Source organism: Actinoplanes sp. NPDC051537, from assembly GCF_055586105.1.
Window position 1 is genome coordinate 294,169 of record NZ_JBVJIU010000010.1, and the last position, 12,965, is coordinate 307,133.

The following is a 12,965-nucleotide window of genomic DNA, read 5'->3' on the forward strand; positions in this document are numbered from 1 at the left end:
TCAGGAGATCTGGGTCAGACGCGGGCCCGGCGGGCGAGCCGCTCGGGGTCCAGGATGATCACGCTCTTGCCGTCCAGCCGCAGCCAGGCACGCGAGGCGAAGTCGGCCAGCGCCTTGTTCACCGTCTCGCGCGAGGCGCCGACGAGCTGGGCCAGCTCTTCCTGGGTGAGGTCGTGCGTGACGCGCAACACACCGCCGTCGCGGGTGCCGAAGCGGCCGGCCATCTGCAGCAGGTTTTTCGCCACGCGGCCGGGCACGTCGGTGAAGATCAGGTCGGCCAGCGCGTCGTTCGTGCGGCGGAGCCGGCGCGCGAGCACGCGGAGCAGCTGCTCGGCGATCTCGGGGCGGTTGTTGAGCCACGGGCGCAGCGAGGTCTTCTTGAGCCGGGCGAGCCGGGCGTCGGTCACCGCGGTCGCGGTCGCCGTGCGCGGGCCGGGGTCGAAGAGGGAGAGCTCGCCGACCATGTCGGACGGACCCATGATCGAGACGAGGTTCTGCCGGCCGTCGGCGGCACGGCGACCAAGCTTGATCTTGCCGGACAGCACGATGTACAGGCTGTCACCGGCCTCGCCCTCGTTGAACAGGACGTCGCCCTTGCGGACCTCGACCGTGTCCATCTCCTTGGCGAGCGCCTCGGCGGCCTCCGGGTCAACGCCCTGGAAGATCCCGCTCCGCGCCAGCACCTCATCCATCTGCGCACCTCCGAACACGCGCAACGCCTGCGCTCGATCAGTCTAGGCGCACGCGGGCGGGAATCGGGCAGGCACCCCTTGATCTAGATACCGCAGGGTAACCAACTCGACCGTGACGGGCCGTGTTTTTCGTCGCCCGGAGGAGGGCGACAACAAGCCATTCGACGGGTCCTCCGCGTCGCTACCCGAAGGTATCGTCGCCGTCGATGAATTCCCACCCCTCGCGGCAAAGCCCTGGGCTTTTCGGGCGGCCTGTCCTTACTATCACGATTGTCCTGGCGGTCCTGGCCGGCGTCGGCGCCGGCAGCATTGCCTTCGCCAGTCGACGCTCGGCTCCGGCGGCGCAGTGGCGCGAGCCTTCGGCACGCGCTCTTCCCGCTGCCTCTTCCGCTGCCGCCTCGTCCGCCGCTGCCTCCTCCGGCGTGCCCACGATCACACTCTCGGCCACCGGCGACATCATGATGAGCAACGCCCCGAACCGCATGCCGCCGAACGACGGCGACGGCTTCTTCGACTCGGTGCGCGACGACCTGAAGTCCGATCTCGTCATGGGCAATCTCGAACAGCCGCTGACCGACGACACCGGCGCCTCCAAGTGCGGCAAGCCGCCGTCGACGAACTGCTTCGCCTTCCGGTCGCCGCCGTCCTACGCGGCGCACCTCAAGGACGCCGGGTTCCAGCTGATGAACCTGGCCAACAACCACACCCGGGACTTCGGCGTGGCGGGGGCGAGGAACACGCGGGCGGCGCTGGACGACGCGGGGCTGAAGTACACCGGCAACGAGGACGAGATCACCGTCGTCGAGGTCAAGGGGATCAAGGTCGCGGTGGTGGGCTTCTCCGGTTACTCGGGGGCCAACAACCTGAACGACCTCGACCACTCGCGCGAGGTGATCCAGGAGGCGAAGAAGCAGGCCGACCTCGTCGTGGTGCAGGTGCACATGGGCGCCGAGGGCGCGGCGATGCAGCACGTGAAGCCGGGCAGCGAGATCTTCTACGGGGAGAACCGGGGCGACCCGATCAAGTTCAGCCACGCGGTGATCGACGCCGGGGCCGATCTGGTCGTGGGACACAGCCCGCACGTCCTGCGGGGCATGGAGTTCTATCAGGGCAAGCTCATCGCGTACAGCCTCGGGAACTTCGCCGGCGGCGGCAAGACGCTCTCCAGTCAGGGGGCGCTCAAGTACGGCGGCATCCTGCGGGTGCGCCTCACCAAGGAGGGCACGTACGCGGGCGGGAAGTTCCTTTCGACGTACATGAGCTCGGTCGGCCTCCCGACCCGCGACACCGGGCAGGAGACGGGCCGCCGCCTCGTGTCTCAGCTCAGCACGGCGGATTTCGGGGCCACGGCGGCAACGATCGGGAAGGACGGATCGATCGGGGAGCCGGCGTAACCGATCCTGTCGTACCCACGACGTACTCTTTACCGGTGACTCTGGTGGTGCGATCGGGCAAGCGATTCGCGGGCGAGACGCCGATCGGGCGCAAGCGACGTGCCCGCAAGATGGCCAAGGTTCTGGCCGAGACTCATCCCGACGCGCACTGCGAGCTCGACTTCACGACGCCGCTCGAGCTTGCGGTCGCGACGATCCTCTCCGCGCAGACCACCGACGTGCGGGTCAACCTGGTGACGCCGACTCTCTTCAAGAGGTACGTGACGGCGGCCGACTACGCCGGCGCCGATCGCGGCGAGCTCGAGGAGCTGCTGCGCCCGACCGGCTTCTTCCGGGCCAAGACCGACTCGTTGATGAAGCTGGGCCAGGCGCTCGTGGAGAAGCACGACGGCGTGCTGCCGGCAAAGCTGGACGAGTTGGTGGCGCTGCCCGGCATCGGGCGCAAGACGGCCAACGTCATCCTCGGCAACGCGTTCGACGTCCCCGGCATCACCGTCGACACCCACTTCCGCCGCCTGACCAACCGTTTCGGCTGGGTGCAGGAGGAAGACCCGGTCAAGATCGAGTTTCAGGTCGCCGAGCTGATCGAGAAGCGCGACTGGACGATGCTGTCGCACCGCGTGATCTTCCACGGCCGCCGGGTCTGCCACGCCCGCAAGCCGGCCTGTGGCGCCTGCACGCTGGCCACGATGTGCCCGTCCTACGGCACCGGCCCGACCGAGGCGGCCGCCGCGGCCAAGCTGCTCAAGGGCCCGCGCGCCCGCGAGCTGGCGATCGCCGCCGGGGTCGACCCCGATTTGGTGCCGGCGGCCGCCATCACCGCGCCGGAGGCGCCGTGAGGTCGAGGGGCCTTGCGGCCGCCGCCTTATTGCTGGCGGCCGTGTCCGGGTGCACCGCCTCCGCTTCCGACCCGCCCTCGCCGTTCGCCGGCTGCGACTCGCTCACCACGCCCACGCCGTCCGCGACCGGGCTGCCCGACGTGACGCTGCCCTGCTTCACCGGCGACGACAAGGTGTCGCTGCGCTCGCTGCGCGGGCCGGCGGTGGTCAACATCTGGGCGTCCTGGTGCGGCCCGTGCCGTCAGGAGCTGCCGGTCGTGCAGCAGCTCGCCGACAAGGCCGGCGACCAGCTCACCGTGATCGGCGTCGACACCGGTGACCGGCGTTCGGCGGGGGCCTCCTTCGCGTCCGACCGGGGAGTCAAGCTGCCCACGCTCTTCGACCAGGACAACAAGCTGATCAACGCGCTGGCCCGCACCAACCTGCCGATCACCGTCTTCGTGGACGCGACGGGTAAGGCGTACGTGAACATCTTGCCCTTGGATGCCGCGAAGCTGACCCAGCTCGTCAAGGAGCACGCCGGCGTGGAAGTGACGCTGTGAGCCAGGGACGGGTGCTGGCGCGCCCCGACGATCTGCCGTCCTGGTTCGAGCCCCTGCTGTCGCGGGTGGCCACCTGCCGTACCGAAGATTTCACGCCGTTGCGTCCGCCCGCCGGCGGTGGCCGGCCCAGCGCGGTGCTGGTGTTGCTCGGTGTTTCTGAGGGGCGGCCCGACCTTCTCATCCTCCAGCGCGCCGCAACGATGCGGAACCACGCCGGGCAGCCGGCCTTTCCGGGCGGCGCCACCGACCCCGAGGACGCCGACGGGGTCGCGACCGCGCTGCGCGAGGCCCAGGAGGAGGTCGGCCTCGACCCGTCCAGCGTCGAGGTGCTCGGCCTGCTGCCCGACCTCTACATTCCGGTCAGCTCGTTCGTGGTGACCCCGGTGCTGGCCTGGTGGCGTCGTCCGCATCCGGTCAGCCCGCGGCAGCCGGCCGAGGTCGCCCACGTGGCCCGTCTGCCGATCGGTGAACTTGTCGACCCGGAGAACCGTATCCGGGTGCGGCATCGCAGTGGTTGGATCGGGCCGGCATTCCAGGCCCGCGGCTTGCTGGTCTGGGGCTTCACGGCGGGGGTGATCTCGGAGTTGCTCGACATGGCCGGCTGGTCGCGTCCCTGGGAGCCGGGACGCTTGGTGGAGCTGCCGGATGCTTCCGCTCCGGTGCCGGCGACCCGCGGCGGTGCGCCGGACGAGGTTCTGCCGTGATCCCGGGTTGGCCCGCGGCCTCTACTCTGAGTGAGTGTTCGTGGTCGATGCCATCCTGATCCTGCTCATGCTGGTCTTCGCGATCAGCGGCTACCGCCAGGGCTTCGTCATCGGCGCGCTCTCCTTCGGCGGTTTCTTCAGCGGTGTCCTGATCGGTCTTCAGGTCGGCCCGCTCATCGCCGACAAGTTCACCGACCCGACCGCCCGGCTCGTCGTCTCGCTCGCCTCGATCTTCGCGCTCGCCGTGCTCGGGCAGACCCTGGCCGGCTGGCTCGGCACCCACCTGCGCCGGCAGATCTCCAGCAAGCCGCTCCAGCGCGCCGACGACGCCGGGGGCGCGCTCATCTCGCTCGTCGCCGTGCTGCTCGTCGCCTGGCTGATCGCGGTGCCGCTGGGCTCGACGCCGTTCCCCGGCCTCAACAGCGAGGTGCGCAACAGCGCGATCCTGCGCGGCATCAACGGCCTGATGCCCGAGCAGGCGCAGGCGCTGTCGTCGGCGCTGCGCGACACGCTCGACACCAACGGCTTCCCGGACGTGTTCGGCGGCCTCACCCCGACCAAGGTGAAGGACGTGGCGGCGCCCGACCCGGCGCTCAAGGGCTCCCAGATCGTGCAGAAGTCGAAGCAGTCGGTGATCAAGGTGCTGGGCACCGCGCCGAGCTGTTCGCGGCGCATCGAGGGCTCCGGCTTCGTCTACTCCAACGAGCGCGTGATGACGAACGCGCACGTGGTGGCCGGCACCCGCGACGTCTCGGTCGAGGTCAACGGCGCACGCCTGGACGGCAAGGTCGTGGTCTACGACCCCGAGCGCGACCTGGCCGTGGTCTACGTGCCCGGCCTGCGCGCGCCGGTGATGCCGTTCGTGCCCAAGCCGGCGGCGACCGGGGCGAGCGCGATCGTGCTGGGCTACCCGCAGGACGGGCCGTACGACGCGCAGTCCGCCCGCGTCCGCGACGTAGGCAACATCACCGGCCCCGACATCTACGACTCGGGCGACGTCACCCGCGAGATCTACACCATCAAGTCCCTGGTCCGAAGCGGCAACTCCGGCGGCCCGCTGATCACCCCGACCGGCCAGGTGATGGGCGTGATCTTCGCCGCCGCGGCGGACGACAAGTACACGGGTTTCGCCTTGACCGCGGCCGAGGCGGCGCCGGTCGCAAAGGCCGGCATCGACCGCACTCGGGGCGTCTCGACCGACGATTGCGCCTGACGCTTCCGCCTTCAAGGCGCCGGGCGTTCAGTCGGCCGTCATGGCTGTGCCCTGTCATTGCGGCCGTGCCCAACGGCGAGGCTGTGCTCGCTCGCCCGGGCTGTGCCCCCGCCCAAGCTGTGCCGCCGCCCCTGGCCGTTTCCCGCTCGCCCGGGCCGTGCCTGGCGCCCAAGCTGTGCCGCCGTCCGGGCTGTGCCCGCCGCCCCGGCCGTGCCCATCGTCCAAGCTGCCGCGCTCATGGCTGGGGCCGCGCTCCCAAGCACCACCGATTAGCCATCTCGAGTCGGCGGCAGGCAGTCCGTGCCGCCAGACAACCGACGAGAAGCTTGTGGATAGCCGCAGAAAACTGTCGTACCGAGGCCGTAGGTTGACCCCACCCAGTTACGGGGTGGGGTCGAGTAGGGCGGTCGAGTAGGCCGACTTACGGGGTGGGGTGGAGCAGGCCGCCGCGACGCGAGACCGCGCCGCAAAGGGCGGGATGGAGAACAACGGCGCAGCCAACCGAGAATGCAACCCTCAGGTCGTGTACGCGAACCGCCGCACCGTAAGCAGAGCCGCCGCCCCCGAGATCGCCAGCAGGACGGCCCCCACCCACCAGGCCCGATGAGCCGGCGGCGCGCTGGGCGGCACGGGCGACGCCGCTTGCCCCGACGAGATCTTCGGCGACAGCGCGGTGGCGTCCAGCGGCGCCGACTGTGCCTGCCCCGGCACTGGCGCCGACCCGAAGCCGGCCACCCCGGGCGAAGGCGACGTGTCGAGCGGATTGTCGTAGACCGCCGGCACCGAGGCGGTCAGCGCCCCCGTCGGGTCGACCATCCCGAATCCGAAGGTCGGGTCACGGCCGGCGGGCCCCCGGTCGTACGCGGTCCGGATGATCCGGTTGATCACCTCGCCGGCGGGCATGGTGGGCCAGCGTGAGCGGATCAGCGCCGCCGTGGCGGTCACCATCGGGGCCGCGAAGCTGGTGCCCTGGACCTTCCAGTAGCCGCCGCCGGCCTGGGCGCCGACCAGTTGCGTGGCCGGGGCCGTCACGACCGTCTCCTTGCCGGTGATCGAGCCGGCCCAGAGGGCGTTGCCGTCCTTGTCCATGCCGGCCACCGCGATCACGCCGGGCTCCCGGGCGGGGTACCACACCTCGGTGTCGGGGGAGGCGCTCGTGTTGCCGGTGCAGGCGACCACGACCACGTCCTTGGCGAACGCGTAGTCGAGGGCCGCCGCCAGGGCCGCGCTGCTGCCGTTGCCGCCGAGGGACAGGTTGATCACGCGGGCGCCGTGGTCGACCGCCCAGCGGACGCCCTTGGCCACGATGATGGCGTCGTTGTAGCGGTTTTCCTCGTCGAGCACGCGGACCGGCAGGATCTTGGCTTTCGGGGCGATGCCGATGACGCCGGCCGTGTCGTCGCCGCGACCCGCGATGATCGCCGAGACCGTGGTGCCGTGGCCGACCAGGTCGGTGTCGCCGTCGCCTTTCGGGTCGACCAGGTCGAGGCCGGGCAGCACCTGGCCCTGGAGGTCGGGGTGGGTGGAGTCGACGCCCGAGTCGACGACCGCGACCGTGACGCCGGCGCCGTTCGCATAGGTCCAGGCGCCGGTCACGTTCAGCGTCTTCAGGTACCACTGGTCGTTACGGAAGGCGTCGCCGACGAGCGGGCTCGGCGGATCGAGGGCGGGCGTGGCGACCGCGGGGGCGGCCGGCGCGGCGAGGGCGAAGACCCCGGCGAGCGCGGCCGACGCGAGCCGGCGGCCGCTCAGCAACGACCACCGCCGCAGGGCAGCGCCCGGGCGGGGCGAGACTCCACACTCACGCGCATCGCTGATCCGATCTCGGAGGGTCGATGCAGATTACTCCGAAACCGGGTCCAGTTGCTTGGCTTGGTCAATGGATATCGCACCGGCTGTCTGATAAAGCCATCACGCGTAGGGCGGCAGGTGGGCGAGCTGCACGAGCCGTACGCCCTCACGACGGGTGAGCAGCCGCCCACGCCCGGGCGGCATCAGCGTCGGCTTCAGCGGGCCGATCAGCGCGCCCTCGTCGGACGGACCGGACATCACCATGCCGGGCGCCGACAGCTCGCGCAGCCGCTGGATCACCGGCTCGTAGAGCGCCCGGCTCGCGCCGCCGGCCCGCCGGGTGAGCACCAGGTGCAGGCCGACGTCGCGGGCCTGCGGGAGGTACTCGAGGATCGGCGTGAGCGGGTTGGTCGGGCCGGCCACCACCAGGTCGTAGTCGTCCACCAGCACGAACAGCTCGGGCCCGGTCCACCAGGACCGCTCGCGCAGCTGCTGGGCGGTGACGTCGGGGCCGGGCAGGCGCCGTTCCATGTAGCCGGCCACCGACTGCATCAGCTCGAGCGTCTTCTGCGCCTGGATGCCGTAGCCGATGCGGTGCTCGGACTCGGGCAGGTCCATCAGGCTGCGCCGGTAGTCGACCAGGATGAGCCGGGCCTCCTCGGGGGAGAACCGCCGGATCACCGAGGTGGCCAGCGCCCGCAGGAACGAGCTCTTGCCGCACTCGGAGTCGCCGAAGAGCAGGAAGTGCGGGTCGGACGCGAAGTCGATCTCGACCTGCTGGAGATCGGACTCCGAGATGCCGATCGGCAGGCGCAGGCCGGTGCCGCGGTCGAGGTCGAGCTCCGCGTACGGCACCGAGGAGGGCAGCATGCGCACCCGCGGGGCGAGCGGGCCCTGCCAGTTGGTCGCGATGGCCTTCACCAGCGCGTTCGTGTCGGCCATCGTGCTCAGCTCGGGCCGCACGGTGAGCAGGTGGAGGAACTTGTTCTTGTCGGTCGGGTGCTCGACGATGCCGCGGCCCGGCTTCTCCGGCACGCTCATCGCGGCCCGCCGGTTGATCACCGAGTCGCTCGGGTCGCCGAGGCGCAGCTCGAGCCGGGAGCCGAACAGGTCGCGGATCGCCGGGCGGAAGTCCATCCAGCGGGAGCTGGAGGCCACCACGTGGATGCCGTAGGAGAGGCCGCGGGTGGCGATGTCGGTGATGACCGACTCGAGCTCCTCGTACTCCTTGCGGAGCGTGGCCCAGCCGTCGATCACCAGGAACACGTCCCCGAAGGGGTCGGTGTCGGCGCCGTTGCCCAACGCGTTGGCTCGCCGCCGCCGATACGACGCCATCGAGTCGACCCCCAGCTTGGCGAAGCGCGTCTCGCGCTCGGTGAGCAGGGTCGAGATCTCGCCGACCGTACGCCGGACGCCCACCGTGTCGAGACGGCTCGAGACGCCACCGACGTGCGGCAGGTCCTTCATCGTGGTGAGCGAGCCGCCACCGAAGTCGAGGCAGTAGACCTGCACCTCGGCCGGGGTGTGGGTGAGCGCGAGGCCGCAGATCATCGAGCGCAGCGCCGTCGACTTGCCGGAGAGGGTCGAGCCGACCACCGACACGTGACCGGCCGCGCCGCCCAGGTGCAGCCACAGCACGTCGCGCAGCTGCTCACGCGGCTTGTCGACCATGGCGATCGGCACCTGGAGAGCGCCGTGCAGCTCGGGGTTGGCGAAGGCGAGGCCGCGGGTCGGGTCGGTGGTGACCGGGCCGAGCAGCTCGTCGAGCGCCGGCGACTGGTTGAGCGGCGGCAGCCAGACCTGGTGCGCCGGCGGTCCCTGGCCGTTGAGCCGGTCGACCATCACGTCGAGGACGCTCTCGCCGGCCGGGATCTCCTCGAACTTGGGCTCGGCCGTCTTCACCGGCTTGGGCGCCGGCACGTAGCGGGTCGAGTACTCCAGGACCTGCGGGACGGCGGAGGCGCCACCGCCGATGTTGCGGGCGCCGGCCTTGCGCATCGGGCCGGAGACGTACGCGGCCTTGAAGCGGGTCAGCGGCTCGGTGCCGAACTTCATGTAGCCGTGCCCGGGCGCGCGGGGCAGCTCGTACGCGTCGGGAACGCCGAGCACCGCCCGCGACTCCAGCGCCGAGAACGTCCGCAGGCCGACCCGGTACGACAGGTGGGTGTCGAGGCCGCGGAGCCGGCCCTCCTCGAGCCGCTGGCTGGCCAGCAGCAGGTGCACGCCGAGCGACCGGCCCAGCCGTCCGATCTGGACGAACAGGTCGATGAAGTCGGGCTTGGCGCTGAGCAGCTCGGAGAACTCGTCACAGATCACCAGCAGCGAGGGCAGCGGGGGCAGCGCGGCGCCACCGGCCCGGGCCTTCTCGTAGTCGCGCAGGCTGGCGTAGTTGCCGGCCTTCCGCAGCAGTTCCTGCCGCCGGATCATCTCGCCGTCGATGGCGTCGACCATGCGGTCGACCAGCACGAGCTCGTCGGCCAGGTTGGTGATGACGGCGGCGGTGTGCGGCAGCCGGTCGAGCGAGGAGAAGGTCGCGCCGCCCTTGAAGTCGATCAGCACGAAGTTGAGCGACTCGGACGAGTGGGTCGCGGCGAGCGCCATGACCAGCGTCCGCAGCAGCTCCGACTTGCCCGAGCCGGTGGCGCCGATCAGCAGGCCGTGCGGGCCCATGCCGTCCTGCGCCGACTCCTTGAGGTCGAGCTCGACCGGGTTGCCGTCGGCGCCGAGGCCGATCGGCACCCGCAGCTTGTCGCGGTTGGGCCGGGGCGCCCAGCTCTGCTGCACGCTGAACGACTCGGGGTCGCCCAGGCCGAGCAGCTCGGCCAGGCCCATCTCGGTGGCGAGCGGGGTGTCCGAGGACTTCGACATGGCGGCCAGGCGCAACGGCGACAACCGGCGCGCCACGGCCTCGGCCTGCTCGACGGTCAGCCGGTCCGGCGTACCCACCTCGGCCTCGTGGTCCATCGCGTACGTGTTCAGCACGCGCCGCTCGCGGCCGTGCGCCACCTCGAGCACCAGCAGCGACCGGTCGAGCAGGCGGGGCGGCTGCTCGTCGAGGTCGAGCACGGTGACCCCGTCGATGCCGTCGTCGAGCTGGGTGGCGCCCTTGAGGTTGATGCCGTCGAGCACGATCACCACGTGCGGCGAGTGGCCGGAGATGCCCGCCGCGTTGAACCGCGGCCGGTTGCCGATCACGTCCTCGAGCAGCTTCTCCAGGTCGGGGCCGGTGCTGGCGACCAGCCGCACGTGCCCGAGGGCGTCCGTGCGCGACGGGTGCAGGTTGTGCGGGAGCCACTTGACCCACTCCCACTCGGCCCGCCGGTCGGGACCGGCGCAGATCGCGACGATCATGTCGTCCGGCGCGTGGAACGTGGCGAGCTGGCTGATCACTGCCCGGGCCAGCGCGCGGGCGTCCTGCTCGCCGGCCTGACCGGCGCCGCGCAGGAAGACCCGCGCGAAGCCGCGCATCGAGACGGCGACGGGCAGGTCGGGGACCACCGAGTACGCGTCGAGGAAGCGCCGCAGCGCGCCGGCGGTCATCGGCTCGAGCTCGTCGAGCGGCCGGGTCACCGGCGGGATCAGGGGCGTGGCCAGGGTCTGCGGCCCGACCGCGAGGCGCACCACGCCGAAGTCGGGGTCGGCCGGGCGGCGCTCCCACACCCGGTGGCTGGACGCGGTCGACCAGAGCTGGCCCGGGTCGGGGTGCCGGTAGAGCAGGCCGACGCGCTGCCGGGTGGCCGTGTCGCGCACCCGCCGCCGCAAACCGGACAGATGCCGCAGGTACTCCCGGCGGGCGGCCATCATCTCGGCCTTCTTCGGCGAGCCGCTCGAGCCGAGGCTGGTGGTGAGCATGGCGATCGAGGAAACCCCGAACAGACCACCGATGACGTACGCGAAGGGGCCGCGATTGCCCTGACCCATCATCATCGCCATGGCCACCGAGCCGCCGAGCATGGGCAGCGCCATCATCGCCTGCTGCCAGCGACCGCCCGCGGCCTGCGGGATCTCCGGAGGCGGCTCGACGGCGATCTCCCCAGTCGGTATCTCCGGCGCCGGGCGGCGGGCCGACCGCTTGATCACCACCGTGCTCATGCCTGGAATATCCCTCTCGTCCACAAGGGTGTGTGGTCACCCCCCGCTGCGCGCGCCCGCTATCCGGACATCGCGACGGCCTCATGGTAGGTAAAGTGCGGACCGTCCCGCAGCCTCGTCCCCATCGATGGAGAAAAGAAGTCATGAGCCATAGGAATTTGCCATTCGTCCGGCTCATGGCGTGCGGAACCGATTTGTCCGGGGTGGTGGCTGCGTGAGCGTCGGTCTGGCGCGGGTCACCATCAGTGCGCCCCACCGCCGCGTCGACGTGGCGCTCCCCGAGCACGTCCCGCTGGCCGAGCTGCTGCCCGAGGTGCTGCGGCACGCCGGCGAGGGCCTCGCCGACGACGGCGAGAAACATGGCGGGTGGGTGCTGCGGCGCACCGACGGCGTCGCGCTGGCGACGTCCCAAGGGCTTTTCCCCCAGGGCGTACGGGATGGAGAAGTGCTCCACCTCGTGCCGGCGCACAACGACTGGCCGGAGCTCGAGTACGACGACGTGGTCGAGGCCATCGCCGAGGGCGCGCGTCGCCGGGGCAGCGCCTGGACCCCGAGCTCGACCCGCACGGCGACGCTCGCGGCGGCCGGGGTGCTGCTGGCGCTCGGCCTGATCGCGATCCTGCTGGCCGGCCCGTCCTGGAACGGCGGCGCCGTCGCCGGGCTCGTGGTCGCGGTCGTGCTGGCGCTGGCCGGCGTCACCGCGTCGCGGGCCTACGGCGACGCGCGTGCGGGCGCGGCGCTCGGGGCGTACGCGATGCCCTATGCCTTCGCCGGCGGCGCGGTCCTGGTCGCCTCGAACGACCGGGTCGGCGTGCTGACGCCGCTGCCCTGGCTGGGCGACTCGGAGCTGCTCTCGGGCTCGGTGGCGCTGCTGCTGGTGGCGGTGCTCGGCGGGGTCGGGGTCGCGGCCAACCGGCGGCTGTTCACGGCCGGCGTGGTCGTCGGCCTGCTCGGCGCGCTCTCCGCGCTGGTCAGCATGGTCACCACGGCGGCCGGCGCGGCGGCGGTGCTGATCTCGCTGCTGGTCTGCGGCATCGGCGCGCTGCCGCTGCTGGCGATCCGCTTCGGCAAGATGCCCACGCCGCCGGTCACGCTGCCGACCGGCATCGACGCGTCGGCCGGGTTCACCGGCATCGCCCCGGCCAACCCGCTGGACGCGGCACGCGAGCGTCCCGACCGGGCCACGGTCTTCGCGGCGGTCACCCGCACCGAGGAGCTGCTCGCCGGCATGCTGCTCGGGCACGTGGTGCTGGCCGCCGGCGCGTTCCTGGTGCTGGCCGCGTCGGGCAGCCTGTCGTCCCGCATCCTGCTCGCGGTCTCGTCGGCGGCCCTGCTGCTGCGCTCGCGCTTGTTCGTGACGCTGCGCCAGCGCGTGCCCCTGGTGATCGGCGGCCTGGTCGGCGCCTTCTGCCTGGGCTTCGACCTGGTCTGGCGCGGCAACTCGGTGCAGCTGCTGGCCGTCACCGCCGTCGGCTTGGTGCTGGCGATCCTGACCGTGGTCGCCGGCGCCACGTATTCACGAAAGCCGCCGTCGCCCTACCTCGGCCGCGCCGCCGACCTCTTCGACACCCTGGTCGTGGTGTCGGTCATCCCGGTCGCGTGCGCGGTCGTCGGCCTCTACGACGCGGTAGGCAGCATCAGCCTCTGACCAGGCGTCGCCGGTCTCCGGACGCGGCGCCACCTTTGCAGACTCGCCGA

Annotated in this window: 9 protein-coding genes; 6 read left to right on the forward strand and 3 right to left on the reverse strand. The window is 71.4% G+C overall.

Annotated elements, in window-relative coordinates:
* Positions 1–14: 14 nt before the first annotated feature.
* Positions 15–692 (reverse strand): Crp/Fnr family transcriptional regulator, encoded by a 678-nt coding sequence (locus ACZ6TB_RS25715; protein WP_020515203.1) that lies wholly within the window; start codon positions 690–692, stop codon positions 15–17.
* A gap of 206 nt (positions 693–898) precedes the next feature.
* Between ACZ6TB_RS25715 and ACZ6TB_RS25720 the strand changes: the two genes are divergently transcribed.
* The 5 genes from ACZ6TB_RS25720 to ACZ6TB_RS25740 are packed head-to-tail and all read left to right on the forward strand — an operon-like array spanning position 899 to position 5,384.
* Positions 899–2,086 carry a CapA family protein gene (locus ACZ6TB_RS25720; RefSeq protein ID WP_465557765.1) on the forward strand — a complete coding sequence of 396 codons (1,188 nt, stop codon included), beginning with the start codon at positions 899–901 and terminating at the stop codon, positions 2,084–2,086.
* Between the two features lie 41 nt (positions 2,087–2,127).
* Positions 2,128–2,925, forward strand: a complete 798-nt coding sequence (gene nth / locus ACZ6TB_RS25725) for an endonuclease III (RefSeq protein ID WP_465557966.1) — start codon at positions 2,128–2,130, stop codon at positions 2,923–2,925.
* 41 nt (positions 2,926–2,966) lie between these two features.
* Positions 2,967–3,467, forward strand: coding sequence for a TlpA family protein disulfide reductase (locus ACZ6TB_RS25730; protein WP_465557767.1), 501 nt, complete (start codon positions 2,967–2,969; stop codon positions 3,465–3,467).
* Positions 3,464–4,171, forward strand: coding sequence for an NUDIX hydrolase (locus tag ACZ6TB_RS25735; protein WP_465557769.1), 708 nt, complete (start codon positions 3,464–3,466; stop codon positions 4,169–4,171). The genes ACZ6TB_RS25730 and ACZ6TB_RS25735 overlap by 4 nt, the downstream gene beginning before the upstream one ends.
* A 34-nt stretch (positions 4,172–4,205) precedes the next feature.
* Positions 4,206–5,384, forward strand: a complete 1,179-nt coding sequence (locus ACZ6TB_RS25740) for a MarP family serine protease (protein WP_465557770.1) — start codon at positions 4,206–4,208, stop codon at positions 5,382–5,384.
* Positions 5,385–5,900: 516 nt separating this feature from the next.
* Here the strand turns inward: ACZ6TB_RS25740 and mycP are convergent.
* Positions 5,901–7,139, reverse strand: coding sequence for a type VII secretion-associated serine protease mycosin (gene mycP, locus ACZ6TB_RS25745; protein ID WP_465557771.1), 1,239 nt, complete (start codon positions 7,137–7,139; stop codon positions 5,901–5,903).
* 156 nt (positions 7,140–7,295) lie between these two features.
* Entirely contained in the window at positions 7,296–11,267 is a 3,972-nt protein-coding gene (eccCa, locus tag ACZ6TB_RS25750; RefSeq protein WP_465557772.1) for a type VII secretion protein EccCa, read from the reverse strand.
* Between the two features lie 214 nt (positions 11,268–11,481).
* Between eccCa and eccD the strand changes: the two genes are divergently transcribed.
* Entirely contained in the window at positions 11,482–12,915 is a 1,434-nt protein-coding gene (eccD, locus tag ACZ6TB_RS25755; protein WP_465557773.1) for a type VII secretion integral membrane protein EccD, read from the forward strand.
* The last annotated feature ends 50 nt before the right edge of the window (positions 12,916–12,965 follow it).